The organism is Ureibacillus thermosphaericus (genome assembly GCF_002370195.2).
Lineage (GTDB): Bacteria > Bacillota > Bacilli > Bacillales_A > Planococcaceae > Ureibacillus > Ureibacillus thermosphaericus.
On the sequence record NZ_AP018335.1, the window covers coordinates 746,537 to 761,065 of the forward strand.

Genomic DNA, 14,529 nt, shown 5'->3' on the forward strand with positions numbered 1-14,529 from the left:
CAATTTAGTAAGGAATCAATACAAGGGGTTGACGAAATGGCTGTTTTAGTGGCAAGAAAAATAAGAAAAACCTATGGAAAACGTACGTTACAACAAGAAGTGTTAAAAGGGATTGACCTGGAAGTACATGAAGGAGAATTCGTTGGTATCATGGGGCCATCCGGTTCGGGTAAAACAACTTTATTAAATGTCCTTTGTTCCATAGATTATCCGACAGAAGGAATTGTTGAAATCAACGGGAAACCGTTACAAAAGATGAAAGAACGGGATTTGGCAAAATTTCGCCGGGAACATTTAGGGTTCATCTTTCAAGATTATAATTTGCTTGATACGTTAACGGTAAAAGAGAATATTCTGCTGCCGTTATCTGTTGGCAAAGTATCAAAAAACGCGGCAGAGAAGCGTTTAGCAATGCTCGTCGAATATTTAGGAATCAAAGACATTTTAAGTAAATATCCAAATGAAATATCCGGCGGACAAAAGCAGAGAACATCTGCTGCAAGAGCTCTTATTACTGAACCATCTATCGTTTTTGCCGATGAGCCGACAGGGGCGCTTGATTCTAAAGCGGCGACGGCATTACTGACAAATTTGGAAAACATCAATAAGGAAAGAGGAGCAACCATCATGATGGTGACCCACGATGCAGTGGCAGCAAGCTTCTGTAGTCGAGTGTTGTTCTTGAAAGACGGTCAAATTTATACGGAGCTCTATAAAGGGGATAAAACGAGACAGGCGTTTTTCCAAGATATTTTGAATACCCAAAGAGTGCTTGGCGGTGATGGATATGACGTTAACTAATTTAGTTTTTAAAAGTATGAAGAAGAACATAAAGCATTATTACTTATACTTCTTTGCATTAATTTTTAGTGTGACCCTTTGCTTTTCGTTCATCACCATACAATATAACCCTTCTGTTACCGCGGCGTTGGAAGCAAGCGGTACCGCAACGGCAGGTTTTGAATCCATTACGTATGTTTTATATTTTATTTTGATTTTTTTTATTCTTTACGCGAACCAATTATTTATGAAACGCCGCAGTAAAGAAATTGGCTTATATCAATTAATCGGAATGACTAAAGGTTTGATCTTTCGGTTATTATTGATTGAAAATGTAGTATTGTTCACGTTGGCTGTAGGAATCGGGATGGTTTGGGGATTTTTAACTTCTCGTTTTTTTGCGATGATTTTAATGAAGTTAATGTTAAACGACGCAATTGTCAGTTTATCTTTTTCCATGACTGCTTTTTCAAAATCGATCATTATTTTTGCTCTTCTATTAGTGGTGGTCTTGATTCAAATTTTTATTATGATTCGGAAAGCATCGCTGTTATCGCTATTTAATGCAGCAAAAATAGCCGATGAACGAATTAAAAAGTTCAGCATTTTCCATATGATTATGGGAATCATAGGAATTGGTTTAATTGCATATGGGTATTACGATTCTACAAGATTGTTCAGCGTGGAGGGTGCCACAACAAACAACTTGTTGGTCAATATGTTGCTTATTCTTGGTTCAACAATTTTAGGCACCTATTTATTTTTCCGATATTCCGTGGCACTTATCATGAACTTAATCCGGAAAAGCAAAAAGGGACATTTAAAAATAACAGATGTTTTAGGTGTTACAACAATTATGCACCGCATGAAGGGAAATGCTAGTTCTCTTACATTGATTACTGTGTTGACAGGATTAGCCGTCGGGATTATGACGCTGTCTTATATTTCTTACTACTCTTCAGAATCCAATGCAAAACAATCTTCTCCATTTGATTATATCTTACTTAATAATAACGGAAATGAATTTTTAGAACAGCTAAAGGCAGAAGGAATTGAATATGAAAAAACAACTTTTCATATTTCTAACGTAAATATTAAAACGTCTGATTTATTTAATTTAGATGAAAAAAATGCTGAGTATATAAATGTCAATCAAGAGGTGGTAACAGCTGCCGTTCCTCTATCAGATTACAAAAAAATAAATCCGGAAGTCCATTTGAAAGATGGGGAAATCATGATGACAAGCTACTCAAATGTATTATCTAAATTACTGCCGTTGGAAAGCAAAAAGAAAATTAATGTAAAAACAAGTGAGAAGAATTACTCTTTATTTATTAAAGAAGTAAGAGAAGATCAATTTTTTCTATCAGTGTTAGCAAGTGGTAGTTCGCCTGTGTTGATTGTGAAAGATGAATTATTTCATGAATTAGAAAAAGCTCAAAATCCTGCTATTTCAACTCAAATTGGTATTAATTTAGCAAAAGAAAAAGACCGAGAAAGGGCAGAGATAATATTTAAGAACTTGAGGGAAAGTAATGTCATTCAATATGCAAATCTAAAAACTTATAAAGAATATTACGATGAGAATATAGCTATTAGTGGAATGAGTATTTTTGTAACAGGATTTTTGGGATTGGCATTTTTATTGACAACAGGAAGCATTCTTTACTTTAAACAAATGGGTGAAGCGGAAGATGAAAGAGATTCCTATACAATTTTGCGGAAAATCGGATTTTCCAATGGTGAGTTAATGCGCGGAATTTATGTAAAACAATTGTTTAACTTCGGCATGCCGCTTATGATTGGACTTTTTCACAGTTACTTTGCAGTGAAATCCGGCTGGTGGCTGTTTGGTTCAGAGATGACTACGCCAATGATGATTATCAACATATTCTATGTAGCGATGTACACGGTATTTGGCATATTATCTGTTTTGTATTATAAAAAAATAGTAAAAGAAGCATTATAAAGATAGGAAACAATTAAATAGGGAGAGATTAATTTTTAGACTCCATGATCAAGTGGTTGGCAAAAAATTTTGGCCGACCACTTTTTTCGCATTCATCTTGAATGCCGCAAAGTATTTTTGATAGTTAAAAACTATGTTCCTATTTATAATAGGAAACATTTTATGAAAGCGCAGATATATATTTTAATGTAGATAGCGGGGAATTTTCAGAATTTTATTGGAGTTGATTTATATAATCTCCTCCTATATACTAAAAAACAGCTTAGGGAGTGCAAAATTTGAAAGACCAATAAAATTCGAGAAAACACTTGCTAACAACTATTTTATTGTATATAATGTTGAATGTTGGTCTTTGACTGCGATGAAGCGGGAGGTTGCCGACACACCCGGCCGCTTTGCCATGGCGAGTGTGTGGGAAATTTCCGTGGAGAATGTCTAGTAATTAGGCGATAAAGGAGGGAAAATAATGGCAAAACAAAAGATTCGTATTCGTTTAAAAGCGTATGATCACAGAGTATTAGATCAATCCGCTGAAAAAATTGTTGAAACTGCTAAACGTTCAGGCGCAAGTGTATCAGGTCCGATTCCGTTACCAACGGAAAAAACTGTGTACACAATCCTTCGAGCTGTTCACAAGTATAAAGATTCACGCGAACAATTCGAAATGCGCACTCACAAACGTTTAATCGACATCATTAACCCAACTCCTCAAACAGTTGATGCGTTAATGAAGCTTGATTTACCGTCTGGCGTTGACATCGAAATCAAACTTTAATAGTAAAATAAAACTTTTAATTATCACAGGAGGTGTGACAAATGACCAAAGGAATCTTAGGTAGAAAAATCGGTATGACGCAAGTTTTTGCTGAGAACGGCGATTTAATACCAGTAACAGTAATTGAAGCAACTCCAAACGTTGTACTTCAAAAGAAAACTGTTGAAAACGATGGCTACGAAGCAATCCAACTTGGTTTCGAAGATAAGCGCGAAAAGCTTGCTAACAAACCGGAAAAAGGACACGTAGCAAAAGCAAATACTGCTCCTAAGCGCTTCATTCGTGAAATTCGTGGAGTAAACTTAGATGAGTATGAAGTTGGTCAAGAAGTCAAAGTAGATATTTTTGCAGAAGGCGATTGGGTAGATGTAACAGGAGTAACAAAAGGGAAAGGTTTCCAAGGTGTAATTAAACGCCATGGCCAATCTCGTGGATCAATGTCTCACGGTTCTCGTTACCACCGTCGTCCAGGTTCAATGGGACCTATTGCTCCAAACCGAGTATTTAAACAAAAAGCTTTACCTGGTCAAACTGGTGGAGATACAGTAACTATCCAAAACTTACAAATTGTTAAAGTGGATACTGAACGTAACTTACTACTAGTAAAAGGTAATGTTCCTGGTTCTAAAAAATCTTTAGTAACAGTAAAAGCAGCTGTTAAAAAATCTAACTAATTTCTTGAAGAAAGGAGGAAACAGGAATGACAAAGGTAACTGTACTTAGTCAAACAGGCGCTTCTGTTGGAGAAATCGAATTGAATGATGAGATTTTCGGTATCGAACCAAACGAAGCAGTATTATTCGACGCAGTAATCGCTCAACGCGCATCTCTACGTCAAGGTACACATAAAGTAAAAAACCGCTCTGAAGTTTCTGGTGGTGGTAGAAAACCATGGCGCCAAAAAGGAACAGGTCGTGCTCGTCAAGGATCTATCCGTTCTCCACAATGGCGTGGTGGTGGTACTGTATTCGGACCACAACCAAGAAGCTATAGCTATAAATTACCTAAAAAAGTTCGTCGTTTAGCTCTTAAATCTGCATTATCTGCTAAAGTGAACGAACAAAACTTCCTAGTGTTAGATGCATTGAAATTAGATGCACCTAAAACAAAAGACTTCAAAGAAATTTTAGGTAACTTAAAAATCGATTCAAAAGCATTATTTGTTACAGCTGAATTAGATGAAAACGTGGCATTATCCGCACGTAACATCCCAGGCGTAACAGTTTTAACAGCTTCTGGAATCAACGTTCTTGATTTATTAGGTCATGACAAAGTTGTATTCACGAAAGCTGCAGTAGAAAAAGTTGAGGAGGTGCTTGGATAATGGATGCACGTGATGTAATTAAACGTCCTGTCATTACTGAGCGTTCTTCTGAACTGATGGCTGATAAAAAGTACACTTTCGAAGTTGATTTTCGTGCGAACAAAACACAAGTGAAAGATGCAGTAGAAGAAATCTTCGGCGTAAAAGTGGCTAAAGTCAACATCATGAACTACAAAGGCAAAGTAAAACGTGTAGGTAAATTCCAAGGATTAACAAACAGACGTCGTAAAGCAATCGTAACATTAACACCTGATAGCAAAGAAATTGAATTATTCGATTTCTAATTGTAAAATGTGTTCGTTTTGACATTTAAAGAAGGAGGGAAACAACATGGCGATTAAAAAGTATAAACCAACCTCAAATGGTCGTCGTAACATGACATCATTTGACTTTGCGGAAATCACAACGGATAAACCGGAAAAATCATTATTAGCGCCTTTAAAACGCAAAGCTGGTCGTAACAACCAGGGTAAAATTACTGTTCGTCATCACGGTGGTGGACATAAACGCCAATACCGTATCATCGATTTCAAACGTGATAAAGATGGCATTCCAGGACGCGTTGCTACAATCGAATACGATCCAAACCGTTCTGCTAACATCGCATTAATTAACTATGTTGATGGTGAAAAACGTTATATTATTGCACCAAAAGGATTAAAAGTAGGTCAAGAAATTATTTCTGGTCCAGATGCTGATATTAAAGTAGGTAATGCTTTACCATTAGCAAACATCCCAATGGGTACTACAGTTCACAATATCGAATTAAAACCAGGTAAAGGTGGACAATTAGTACGCTCTGCTGGTGCATCTGCGCAAGTACTTGGACGTGAAGGAAAATACGTAATCGTACGTCTTCAATCTGGTGAAGTTCGTTTAGTATTAGCTACTTGCCGCGCAACAATCGGTCAAGTGGGTAACGAATCTCACGAATTAGTAAACATCGGTAAAGCGGGTCGTTCTCGTTGGTTAGGTAAACGCCCTACAGTTCGCGGTTCTGTAATGAACCCTAATGATCACCCACACGGTGGTGGTGAAGGTAAAGCACCAATCGGTCGCAAATCACCAATGACACCATGGGGTAAACCAGCTCTTGGATACAAGACACGTAAGAAACGTAATAAATCTGATAAATTAATTATTCGTGGACGTAAAAAATAATGTGATAAAGCTACGGTTCGAGCGAAGAGCCGTGGTGAAATCACGGAGGGAGGTTACTAAATGGGTCGCAGCTTGAAAAAAGGACCATTTTGTGATGAACATTTAATGAAAAAGGTAGAAGCACAACAAGGTCTAGACAAAAAACAAGTAATTAAAACTTGGTCTCGCCGTTCTACGATCTTCCCTAACTTCATCGGATTAACAATTGCGGTTTATGATGGACGCAAACATGTTCCGGTATACATCACAGAAGATATGGTAGGTCACAAACTTGGCGAGTTCGTACCAACTCGTACTTATAAAGGTCACGGTGCGGATGACAAAAAAACAAGACGCTAATTTTGAGAGGAGGTAGATCCTGATGACAACAAAAGCTAAAGCCGTTGCTCGCACAGTCCGAATTGCCCCTCGTAAAGTGCGCTTAGTAGTAGATTTAATTAGAGGCAAGCAAGTAGGAGAAGCAGTTGCAATTTTACGTCATACTCCAAAAGCGGCGTCTCCAGTCGTTGAGAAAGTATTAAAATCTGCAGTTGCAAATGCTGAGCACAATTACGAATTAAATCCAAACAACTTATACATTTCTGAAATTTATGTTGATGAAGGACCAACATTAAAACGTTATCGTCCACGTGCGCAAGGACGTGCAAGCGCAATTAATAAACGCACAAGCCACATCACTGTAGTGGTATCTGAGAAGAAGGAGGGTTAATTTTGGGTCAAAAAGTACATCCAAACGGATTGCGAATTGGTATCATTCGTGATTGGGAGTCAAAATGGTACGCTGAAAAAGACTACGCTGAATTACTTCACGAAGATATCAAAATCCGTAAATATATCGAAACTACTTTAAAAGAAGCAGCGATTTCCAAAGTTGAAATCGAACGTGCTGCAAATCGAGTGAACATTACGATTCACACTGCAAAGCCAGGGATGGTAATCGGTAAAGGTGGTACGGAAGTAGAAAACTTACGTAAATACTTAAGCGATATCACTGGTAAACGGGTGCACATCAACATCGTTGAAATTAAAAAAGCGGATCTTGATGCAAAATTAGTTGCAGAAAATATCGCTCGTCAACTTGAAAATCGTGTTTCATTCCGTCGTGCTCAAAAACAAGCGATTCAACGCACTATGCGCGCAGGAGCAAAAGGGATTAAAACGCAAGTATCTGGTCGTTTAGGCGGTGCGGATATCGCACGTGCAGAACATTATAGTGAAGGAACTGTACCACTTCATACGCTTCGTGCAGACATCGATTACGCTCACGCAGAAGCAGATACAACATACGGAAAATTAGGTGTAAAAGTATGGATTTATCGTGGTGAGGTCCTTCCTACGAAGAAAAACTCTGCGGAAGGAGGAAAATAATTATGTTAATGCCAAAACGTGTTAAATATCGTCGCGAACATCGCGGTAAAATGCGCGGTCAAGCAAAAGGCGGTCGTGAAGTACAATTTGGTGAATGGGGTCTTCAAGCTCAAACTGCTAGCTGGATCACTAACCGTCAAATTGAAGCCGCTCGTATTGCGATGACTCGTTACATGAAACGTGGCGGTAAAGTTTGGATTAAAATTTTCCCACACAAACCTTATACGAAAAAACCTCTTGAGGTACGTATGGGTTCCGGTAAAGGTTCTCCAGAAGGTTGGGTAGCTGTAGTAAAACCAGGAAAAGTTATGTTCGAAGTTGCAGGTGTTTCTGAAGAAGTTGCACGCGAAGCGCTTCGTTTGGCATCACATAAACTTCCTGTGAAATGTAAAATTGTGAAACGTCAAGAAACTGGTGGTGATTCTAATGAAAGCTAAAGAAATCCGTGAACTTGCCACTTCTGAAATCGAATTAAAAGTTAAATCACTGAAAGAAGAGCTTTTCAACCTTCGCTTCCAATTGGCGACTGGTCAATTAGAAAACACAGCTCGCATTCGTGAAGTTCGTAAAGCGATTGCGCGTATGAAAACTGTGATTCGTGAAAGAGAAATCAGTGGAGATAACTGATAAAGGAGGTCCGCTAATATGACTGAGCGTAAACAGCGCAAAGTTTACACTGGCCGTGTAGTTTCAGACAAAATGGACAAAACAATCGTTGTCCTAGTTGAAACTTATAAAAAACACAAATTATACGGCAAGCGTGTAAAGTATTCTAAAAAATTCAAAGCTCACGATGAGCACAACGAAGCAAAAGTCGGTGACATCGTACGCATTATGGAAACACGCCCGCTATCAGCTACAAAGCATTTCCGTCTTGTAGAAGTAGTAGAAAAAGCGGTTATTATTTAATAGAAATTCGGAAAATACGCGAATTCCGAAGGGAGGTAACCTAAGTGATCCAACAAGAATCTCGTTTAAAAGTTGCTGACAACTCAGGTGCACGTGAAGTGTTAACAATTAAAGTGCTTGGTGGTTCTGGTCGTAAAACTGCAAACATCGGTGATATTATCGTTTGCACAGTTAAGAAAGCAACACCAGGAGGCGTTGTTAAGAAAGGTGACGTTGTAAAAGCCGTTGTAGTACGTACTAAATCTGGTGTTCGCCGTAAAGATGGCACTTACATTAAATTTGACGAAAACGCATGCGTTATCATCAGAGACGATAAGTCACCGCGTGGTACTCGTATTTTCGGACCGGTTGCACGTGAGTTACGCGATAACAACTTTATGAAAATCATTTCCCTAGCTCCAGAAGTTCTTTAATTATCTGATAGTACCAATTAAGGAGGTGCGACACATAATGCATGTTAAAAAGGGCGACAAAGTAAAAGTTATTACAGGAAAAGACAAAGGTAAAGAAGGTATCGTACTTGCTGCTTTTCCAAAGAAAGATCGGGTAATTGTTGAAGGTGTAAACATCGTTAAAAAACACGTAAAACCTAATCAATTAAACCCACAAGGTGGTATTGTAAGCCAAGAAGCACCAATCCACGTTTCGAACGTTATGCTAATCGATCCAAAAACTGGCGAGCCGACTCGTGTAGGTTATAAAATCGAAAATGGCAAAAAAGTTCGTGTTGCAAAAAAATCTGGTGCAGTAATCGACTAATAAGAAATTTTGAAAGGAGGTACAAACATGAACCGCCTAAAAGAAAAATACAACAACGAAGTAGTTCCTGCTTTAATGAATAAGTTTGGATATAAATCAATCATGCAAGTTCCAAAAGTTGAAAAAATCGTAGTTAACATGGGTGTTGGTGACGCAGTACAAAACTCTAAAGCATTAGATGCTGCTGTTGAAGAACTAGCTATTATTACTGGTCAAAAACCTGTTGTTACTAGAGCGAAAAAATCAATCGCTGGATTCCGTTTACGTGAAGGGATGCCAATTGGTGCAAAAGTTACATTACGTGGTGAACGTATGTATGATTTCCTTGATAAATTAATTTCTATCGCACTTCCGCGTGTACGCGACTTCCGCGGTGTTTCTAAAAAAGCATTTGATGGTCGTGGAAACTACACATTAGGTGTTAAAGAACAATTGATTTTCCCTGAAATCGATTACGATAAAGTTTCAAAAGTGCGCGGTATGGATATCGTGATCGTAACGACAGCGAACTCTGATGAAGAAGCTCGCGAGTTATTGACACAATTCGGTATGCCGTTCCAAAAATAATAAAAGGAGGGCGAAAACGTGGCAAAAAAATCAATGATCGTTAAACAAAAACGTAAACCTAAGTTTAAAGTACAAGAATATACACGTTGTGAGCGCTGTGGTCGTCCACACTCTGTATATCGTAAATTTAAACTTTGCCGTATTTGTTTCCGTGAACTTGCATATAAAGGACAAATTCCTGGTGTGAAAAAAGCTAGCTGGTAATCCCCAAAAAATGGGAAGGAGGTAATAAGAATATGACAATGACAGATCCAATTGCAGATATGCTAACTCGCATCCGTAATGCGAACATGGTTCGTCACGAAAAGTTAGAAGTACCGGCTTCCAACATTAAAAAGGAAATCGCTGAAATCCTTAAGCGAGAAGGCTTCATCCGTGACGTTGAATATATCGATGACAACAAACAAGGTATCATCCGTATTTTCTTAAAGTATGGAAAAAATAACGAACGTGTAATTACTGGATTAAAACGTATTTCTAAACCAGGTTTACGCGTATATGCGAAAACTGACGAAATTCCAAAAGTGTTAAACGGCTTAGGTATCGCAATTCTTTCAACTTCTCAAGGCGTGTTAACTGATAAAGAAGCACGTGCTAAAAAAGTGGGCGGAGAAGTTTTAGCTTACGTTTGGTAATAAGTAATTTGTGAATGGAGGTGCAATGAAATGTCTCGTGTAGGTAAAAAACCGATCGAAGTTCCTGCTAACGTTACAGTAACAGTTGCTGAGGACAACACTGTAACAGTAAAAGGGCCGAAAGGCGAACTAACTCGTCAATTCAATCAAGATATGAAAATCGAGCAAGAAGGCAACGTAATTACTGTTGTTCGCCCTTCTGATTCAAAAGAACACCGTACAATCCACGGTACAACTCGTGCGTTACTTGCAAACATGGTGAAAGGTGTATCTGAAGGATTCTCTCGTTCTTTAGAACTTATTGGGGTTGGGTACCGTGCTCAATTACAAGGGAAAAAACTTGTATTAAACGTTGGTTACTCACATCCTGTTGAATTCACTGCTGAACCAGGTATCGAAATCGAAGTTCCTTCAAATACAAAAGTTGTTGTTAAAGGAATTGACAAAGAACGTGTAGGTGCATTCGCAGCTGACATTCGCGCTGTACGTCCACCTGAACCATATAAAGGTAAAGGTATTCGTTACGAAGGCGAATATGTACGTCGTAAAGAAGGTAAAACAGGTAAATAATTAGCTTGATCCTTAGAAAGGAGTGACCACTGTGATTACGAAACTAGATAAAAATAAAGTTCGTAAAAAACGTCATGCACGTGTGCGTACAAAAATCCACGGTACACCTGAACGTCCACGTTTAAACGTATACCGTTCTAACAAAAACATTTACGCACAAATCATTGACGATGTTGCAGGACATACACTTGTTAGTGCTTCAACATTAGAAAAAGATTTCGAAGGTGCTGGCAACAATAAAGATGCTGCAGCAAAAGTTGGCGAATTGATCGCAAAACGTGCATTAGAGAAAAATATTACTACAGTTGTATTTGACCGTGGTGGTTATTTATATCATGGACGTGTAAAAGCATTAGCAGATGCTGCACGCGAAAACGGTTTACAATTTTAATAAGAAGGAGGGACATACTTCATGAGTCGTATTGACGCAAGCAAACTGGAACTTGAAGAACGCGTTGTAACGATTAACCGCGTTGCGAAAGTTGTTAAAGGTGGACGTCGCTTCCGCTTCTCAGCTTTAGTAGTAGTAGGAGATAAAAACGGTCATGTAGGATTTGGTACTGGTAAAGCTCAAGAAGTACCAGATGCGATTCGTAAAGCTGTAGAAGATGCGAAGAAAAACTTAATCGAAGTACCACGTGTAGGTGGAACTATTCCACACGAGGTAATTGGTCACTTCGGTGCAGGAGAAATTTTAATGAAACCTGCTTCTGAAGGTACTGGAGTAATCGCTGGTGGACCAGTACGTGCAGTACTTGAGTTAGCAGGAATTACGGATATCCTTTCAAAATCTCTAGGTTCTAACACACCAATCAATATGGTACGTGCTACAGTTGAGGGATTAAAACAATTAAAACGTGCTGAAGAAGTTGCAAAACTTCGTGGTAAAACAGTAGAAGAGCTATTAGGATAAGGGGGGATAATCATGGCTAACAAATTAGAAATCACCCTCAAAAGATCTGTAATCGGAGCTAATGAAAAACAACGTAAAACAGTTGAAGCTTTAGGCTTAAAAAAGGTTAATTCTACTGTAGAACATGCAGATAATCCAGCTATTCGTGGTATGATTAATAAAGTGTCACACTTAGTATCAGTTAAAGAAATTTAATGATTTATAAAATGTACAAGGAGGTGCCACCTATAATGAAACTTCATGAACTTAAACCAGCAGAAGGTTCACGTAAAAAACGTAACCGTGTTGGTCGTGGTATCGGTTCTGGTAACGGTAAAACTTCTGGTCGCGGTCAAAAAGGTCAAAACGCTCGTTCTGGAGGCGGTGTACGTCCAGGATTTGAAGGTGGTCAAAACCCACTATTCCGCCGTTTACCAAAACGTGGTTTTACAAATGTAAACCGTAAAGAATATGCAATCGTGAACCTAGATGCATTAAATCGTTTCGAAGATGGTGCAGAAGTTACACCTGCATTATTAATCGAAACAGGTATCGTGAGCAAAGAAAAAGCTGGTATTAAGGTTCTTGGTAACGGAACGCTTAATAAAAAGCTTAACGTGAAAGCTCACAAGTTCTCTGCTTCTGCGAAAGAAGCAATTGAGAACGCCGGCGGAACAGCTGAGGTGATTTAATGTTTCAAACATTCGCAAACTTTATGCGCGTTCGTGATATTCGAAATAAAATCTTTTTCACATTATTAATGCTTATCGTCTTTCGTTTAGGAACATTCATCCCTGTACCTAACGTAGATGCAGATGTATTAAAAGTAACGGATCAATTTAACATAGTTGGTTTTCTTAACGTGTTTGGTGGCGGTGCATTAGCAAACTTCTCAATCTTTGCATTGGGAATTATGCCTTATATCACTGCCTCAATCATTGTTCAATTGTTACAAATGGATGTCGTGCCTAAGTTTGCAGAATGGGGACGTCAAGGTGAAGTAGGTCGCCGAAAGTTAGCCCAATTTACTCGCTACTTTACTGTAGTGTTAGCTTTCATCCAAGCCTTCGCTATGTCATTCGGTTTTAACCAATTATATGGTGGAACATTAATAACAGATACTAGTGTTTTATCTTATTTGACAATAGCAATTGTGCTTACGGCTGGTACTGCATTTTTGCTATGGCTTGGTGAGCAAATTACCGCACATGGCGTTGGTAATGGTATTTCAATCATTATCTTTGCTGGTATTGTCGCTGCAATACCTACTACGGTTAACCAAATTTATGCTCAACAAATTGAAGGTGCAGGGGATCAACTATTCATCCGCATTGTCGTTTTAGTACTTCTTGCATTAATAATGTTGGCCATTATTGTTGGAGTAATTTACGTACAACAAGCGTTACGTAAGATTCCAATTCAGTATGCAAAAAGAGTTTCTGGTCGAGCAATGAATGTTGGTGCACAACAAACGCACTTACCTTTAAAAGTGAACGCTGCAGGAGTTATTCCAGTAATCTTCGCAGTAGCGTTCATCGTTACACCTCAGACTTTAGCTGCGTTCTTCGGTGAGAACAAAATCACCACGTTCATTATCAACACGTTTGACTATACAAAACCTGTTGGAATGATTATTTATGTTGCTTTAATTATTGCGTTTACTTATTTCTACGCATTTATTCAAGTAAATCCCGAACGCGTTGCAGATAACCTGAAAAAACAAGGTGCATATATTCCTGGAATTCGTCCAGGGAATGATACTCAAAACTACTTAACAAAAGTGTTATATCGTTTAACATTTGTTGGTGCGCTGTTTTTAACTGTTGTTTCTGTCTTGCCGATTTTATTCATTAATTTTATGAATTTACCGGCTTCCGCAAAAATTGGTGGAACGAGTGTTATCATCGTTGTCGGTGTGGCATTAGAAACAATGAAACAATTAGAAGCCCAACTAGTTAAGCGTCATTATAAAGGCTTTATGAAATAAATGTTGGTTAGGAAACATTATTGTTTCCTAAGCCAGCACTTAGGAGGGAAATAACCGTATGAATATCGTTTTAATGGGCTTGCCAGGTGCTGGTAAAGGTACGCAAGCAGAAAAAATCGTGAATAAGTACGAAATCCCTCATATTTCTACAGGTGATATGTTCCGTGCTGCTATCAGTCAAGGTACGGAACTAGGTCTTAAAGCGAAATCCTATATGGATCAAGGTGCATTAGTTCCAGACGAGGTTACTATTGGCATCGTGCGCGAAAGACTTGCACAAAAAGACTGTGAAAATGGATTCTTACTTGATGGGTTCCCACGCACGGTACCTCAAGCTGAATCATTAGATAACATCTTAGAAGAACTTGGGAAAAAAATCGATCATGTGATTAATATCCAAGTTGAAAAAGATGAACTAGTTGCACGTTTAAGCGGTCGTCGTATCTGTAAAACTTGCGGCGCTACTTATCACGTTATTTTTAATCCTCCTAAAGTGGAAGGAAAATGTGATAAGGATGGCGGAGAATTATACACTCGAGCTGATGACAATCCTGAGACGGTTGCTAATCGCCTGGAAGTAAATATGAAACAAGCACAACCTTTACTTGATTTTTATGAATCTAAAGGTTTATTAACAAATATTAATGGTCAGCAAGAGATTGAAAAAGTGTTTGCTGATCTTGACGCTCTATTATTACAGGGCAGTCGCAGCTGATACCCGTCATTCTTTCGAAAGTCATAATACTTTTCGCGAGGGGTAATCGGAGGCAACATAAAATATTGAGAGTTGCAAAAGCATATTAGTGCCCGGTATACACTACTTGCGAAAGTGC

At 38.4% G+C, this 14,529-nt stretch carries 25 protein-coding genes; all 25 read left to right on the top strand.

From position 1 onward, the window contains the following. Positions 1-36: 36 nt before the first annotated feature. Positions 37-801, top strand: a complete 765-nt coding sequence (locus UtA1_RS03525) for an ABC transporter ATP-binding protein (protein WP_016839365.1) — start codon at positions 37-39, stop codon at positions 799-801. Then, positions 782-2,749: an FtsX-like permease family protein gene (locus UtA1_RS03530; protein ID WP_232019931.1), complete on the top strand. Its 1,968-nt coding sequence runs from the start codon at positions 782-784 to the stop codon at positions 2,747-2,749. Before UtA1_RS03525 ends, UtA1_RS03530 begins: the two co-directional genes overlap by 20 nt. Positions 2,750-3,215: 466 nt before the next feature. After that, positions 3,216-3,524 carry a 30S ribosomal protein S10 gene (gene rpsJ, locus UtA1_RS03540; protein WP_016839367.1) on the top strand — a complete coding sequence of 103 codons (309 nt, stop codon included), beginning with the start codon at positions 3,216-3,218 and terminating at the stop codon, positions 3,522-3,524. Between the two features lie 41 nt (positions 3,525-3,565). After that, the gene (gene rplC, locus UtA1_RS03545; RefSeq protein ID WP_096550066.1) at positions 3,566-4,198 is read left to right on the top strand and encodes a 50S ribosomal protein L3; all 633 of its coding nucleotides are present in this window, start codon (positions 3,566-3,568) and stop codon (positions 4,196-4,198) included. A gap of 26 nt (positions 4,199-4,224) precedes the next feature. Next, on the top strand, positions 4,225-4,848 hold the full coding sequence (gene rplD, locus UtA1_RS03550; RefSeq protein ID WP_096550067.1) for a 50S ribosomal protein L4: 624 nt from the start codon (positions 4,225-4,227) through the stop codon (positions 4,846-4,848). Then, entirely contained in the window at positions 4,848-5,132 is a 285-nt protein-coding gene (gene rplW, locus UtA1_RS03555) for a 50S ribosomal protein L23 (RefSeq protein ID WP_096550068.1), read from the top strand. The genes rplD and rplW overlap by 1 nt, the downstream gene beginning before the upstream one ends. Before the next feature lie 46 nt (positions 5,133-5,178). Next, entirely contained in the window at positions 5,179-6,009 is an 831-nt protein-coding gene (rplB, locus tag UtA1_RS03560; RefSeq protein ID WP_016839371.1) for a 50S ribosomal protein L2, read from the top strand. Positions 6,010-6,069: 60 nt separating this feature from the next. Beyond that, positions 6,070-6,348: a 30S ribosomal protein S19 gene (rpsS, locus tag UtA1_RS03565; RefSeq protein ID WP_016839372.1), complete on the top strand. Its 279-nt coding sequence runs from the start codon at positions 6,070-6,072 to the stop codon at positions 6,346-6,348. Positions 6,349-6,370: 22 nt separating this feature from the next. Beyond that, positions 6,371-6,718, top strand: coding sequence for a 50S ribosomal protein L22 (gene rplV / locus UtA1_RS03570; RefSeq protein WP_096550069.1), 348 nt, complete (start codon positions 6,371-6,373; stop codon positions 6,716-6,718). A 2-nt stretch (positions 6,719-6,720) separates the two neighbouring features. Next, a complete protein-coding gene (gene rpsC / locus UtA1_RS03575; RefSeq protein ID WP_016839374.1) occupies positions 6,721-7,377 on the top strand; it encodes a 30S ribosomal protein S3 in 657 nt (218 codons plus the stop codon). Between the two features lie 2 nt (positions 7,378-7,379). Next, positions 7,380-7,814, top strand: coding sequence for a 50S ribosomal protein L16 (gene rplP / locus UtA1_RS03580; RefSeq protein ID WP_016839375.1), 435 nt, complete (start codon positions 7,380-7,382; stop codon positions 7,812-7,814). Further along, positions 7,804-8,004, top strand: coding sequence for a 50S ribosomal protein L29 (gene rpmC, locus UtA1_RS03585; RefSeq protein WP_016839376.1), 201 nt, complete (start codon positions 7,804-7,806; stop codon positions 8,002-8,004). The genes rplP and rpmC overlap by 11 nt, the downstream gene beginning before the upstream one ends. Before the next feature lie 18 nt (positions 8,005-8,022). After that, positions 8,023-8,286, top strand: a complete 264-nt coding sequence (gene rpsQ, locus UtA1_RS03590; protein ID WP_016839377.1) for a 30S ribosomal protein S17 — start codon at positions 8,023-8,025, stop codon at positions 8,284-8,286. Positions 8,287-8,330: 44 nt separating this feature from the next. Beyond that, positions 8,331-8,699, top strand: a complete 369-nt coding sequence (gene rplN, locus UtA1_RS03595; protein ID WP_016839378.1) for a 50S ribosomal protein L14 — start codon at positions 8,331-8,333, stop codon at positions 8,697-8,699. Positions 8,700-8,736: 37 nt separating this feature from the next. Beyond that, positions 8,737-9,045 carry a 50S ribosomal protein L24 gene (gene rplX / locus UtA1_RS03600; protein WP_016839379.1) on the top strand — a complete coding sequence of 103 codons (309 nt, stop codon included), beginning with the start codon at positions 8,737-8,739 and terminating at the stop codon, positions 9,043-9,045. Positions 9,046-9,072: 27 nt separating this feature from the next. Continuing rightward, on the top strand, positions 9,073-9,612 hold the full coding sequence (rplE, locus tag UtA1_RS03605; protein WP_096550070.1) for a 50S ribosomal protein L5: 540 nt from the start codon (positions 9,073-9,075) through the stop codon (positions 9,610-9,612). 18 nt (positions 9,613-9,630) lie between these two features. Next, a complete protein-coding gene (locus tag UtA1_RS03610) occupies positions 9,631-9,816 on the top strand; it encodes a type Z 30S ribosomal protein S14 (RefSeq protein ID WP_016839381.1) in 186 nt (61 codons plus the stop codon). 32 nt (positions 9,817-9,848) lie between these two features. Next, positions 9,849-10,247: a 30S ribosomal protein S8 gene (gene rpsH / locus UtA1_RS03615; RefSeq protein ID WP_096550071.1), complete on the top strand. Its 399-nt coding sequence runs from the start codon at positions 9,849-9,851 to the stop codon at positions 10,245-10,247. 30 nt (positions 10,248-10,277) lie between these two features. Continuing rightward, on the top strand, positions 10,278-10,817 hold the full coding sequence (gene rplF, locus UtA1_RS03620; protein WP_016839383.1) for a 50S ribosomal protein L6: 540 nt from the start codon (positions 10,278-10,280) through the stop codon (positions 10,815-10,817). Between the two features lie 31 nt (positions 10,818-10,848). Beyond that, positions 10,849-11,208 carry a 50S ribosomal protein L18 gene (gene rplR, locus UtA1_RS03625; RefSeq protein WP_016839384.1) on the top strand — a complete coding sequence of 120 codons (360 nt, stop codon included), beginning with the start codon at positions 10,849-10,851 and terminating at the stop codon, positions 11,206-11,208. 21 nt (positions 11,209-11,229) lie between these two features. Further along, on the top strand, positions 11,230-11,730 hold the full coding sequence (rpsE, locus tag UtA1_RS03630; RefSeq protein ID WP_016839385.1) for a 30S ribosomal protein S5: 501 nt from the start codon (positions 11,230-11,232) through the stop codon (positions 11,728-11,730). Positions 11,731-11,742: 12 nt separating this feature from the next. Continuing rightward, positions 11,743-11,925 carry a 50S ribosomal protein L30 gene (rpmD, locus tag UtA1_RS03635; protein WP_016839386.1) on the top strand — a complete coding sequence of 61 codons (183 nt, stop codon included), beginning with the start codon at positions 11,743-11,745 and terminating at the stop codon, positions 11,923-11,925. Positions 11,926-11,960: 35 nt separating this feature from the next. Continuing rightward, positions 11,961-12,401, top strand: coding sequence for a 50S ribosomal protein L15 (gene rplO, locus UtA1_RS03640; protein ID WP_016839387.1), 441 nt, complete (start codon positions 11,961-11,963; stop codon positions 12,399-12,401). Beyond that, positions 12,401-13,696, top strand: a complete 1,296-nt coding sequence (gene secY, locus UtA1_RS03645; protein ID WP_096550072.1) for a preprotein translocase subunit SecY — start codon at positions 12,401-12,403, stop codon at positions 13,694-13,696. Before rplO ends, secY begins: the two co-directional genes overlap by 1 nt. A gap of 58 nt (positions 13,697-13,754) precedes the next feature. Continuing rightward, on the top strand, positions 13,755-14,411 hold the full coding sequence (locus UtA1_RS03650) for an adenylate kinase (RefSeq protein ID WP_096550073.1): 657 nt from the start codon (positions 13,755-13,757) through the stop codon (positions 14,409-14,411). Positions 14,412-14,529 lie beyond the last annotated feature (118 nt).

Bases quoted from the DNA above. Each gene is read 5' to 3' on its own strand.
- UtA1_RS03525 (WP_016839365.1), top strand. From the start codon at position 37: ATGGCTGTTTTAGTGGCAAGAAAAATAAGAAAAACCTATGGAAAACGT.
- UtA1_RS03530 (WP_232019931.1), top strand. From the start codon at position 782: ATGGATATGACGTTAACTAATTTAGTTTTTAAAAGTATGAAGAAGAAC.
- rpsJ (WP_016839367.1), top strand. From the start codon at position 3,216: ATGGCAAAACAAAAGATTCGTATTCGTTTAAAAGCGTATGATCACAGA.
- rplC (WP_096550066.1), top strand. From the start codon at position 3,566: ATGACCAAAGGAATCTTAGGTAGAAAAATCGGTATGACGCAAGTTTTT.
- rplD (WP_096550067.1), top strand. From the start codon at position 4,225: ATGACAAAGGTAACTGTACTTAGTCAAACAGGCGCTTCTGTTGGAGAA.
- rplW (WP_096550068.1), top strand. From the start codon at position 4,848: ATGGATGCACGTGATGTAATTAAACGTCCTGTCATTACTGAGCGTTCT.
- rplB (WP_016839371.1), top strand. From the start codon at position 5,179: ATGGCGATTAAAAAGTATAAACCAACCTCAAATGGTCGTCGTAACATG.
- rpsS (WP_016839372.1), top strand. From the start codon at position 6,070: ATGGGTCGCAGCTTGAAAAAAGGACCATTTTGTGATGAACATTTAATG.
- rplV (WP_096550069.1), top strand. From the start codon at position 6,371: ATGACAACAAAAGCTAAAGCCGTTGCTCGCACAGTCCGAATTGCCCCT.
- rplP (WP_016839375.1), top strand. From the start codon at position 7,380: ATGTTAATGCCAAAACGTGTTAAATATCGTCGCGAACATCGCGGTAAA.
- rpmC (WP_016839376.1), top strand. From the start codon at position 7,804: ATGAAAGCTAAAGAAATCCGTGAACTTGCCACTTCTGAAATCGAATTA.
- rpsQ (WP_016839377.1), top strand. From the start codon at position 8,023: ATGACTGAGCGTAAACAGCGCAAAGTTTACACTGGCCGTGTAGTTTCA.
- rplX (WP_016839379.1), top strand. From the start codon at position 8,737: ATGCATGTTAAAAAGGGCGACAAAGTAAAAGTTATTACAGGAAAAGAC.
- rplE (WP_096550070.1), top strand. From the start codon at position 9,073: ATGAACCGCCTAAAAGAAAAATACAACAACGAAGTAGTTCCTGCTTTA.
- rpsH (WP_096550071.1), top strand. From the start codon at position 9,849: ATGACAATGACAGATCCAATTGCAGATATGCTAACTCGCATCCGTAAT.
- rplF (WP_016839383.1), top strand. From the start codon at position 10,278: ATGTCTCGTGTAGGTAAAAAACCGATCGAAGTTCCTGCTAACGTTACA.
- rpsE (WP_016839385.1), top strand. From the start codon at position 11,230: ATGAGTCGTATTGACGCAAGCAAACTGGAACTTGAAGAACGCGTTGTA.
- rpmD (WP_016839386.1), top strand. From the start codon at position 11,743: ATGGCTAACAAATTAGAAATCACCCTCAAAAGATCTGTAATCGGAGCT.
- rplO (WP_016839387.1), top strand. From the start codon at position 11,961: ATGAAACTTCATGAACTTAAACCAGCAGAAGGTTCACGTAAAAAACGT.
- secY (WP_096550072.1), top strand. From the start codon at position 12,401: ATGTTTCAAACATTCGCAAACTTTATGCGCGTTCGTGATATTCGAAAT.
- UtA1_RS03650 (WP_096550073.1), top strand. From the start codon at position 13,755: ATGAATATCGTTTTAATGGGCTTGCCAGGTGCTGGTAAAGGTACGCAA.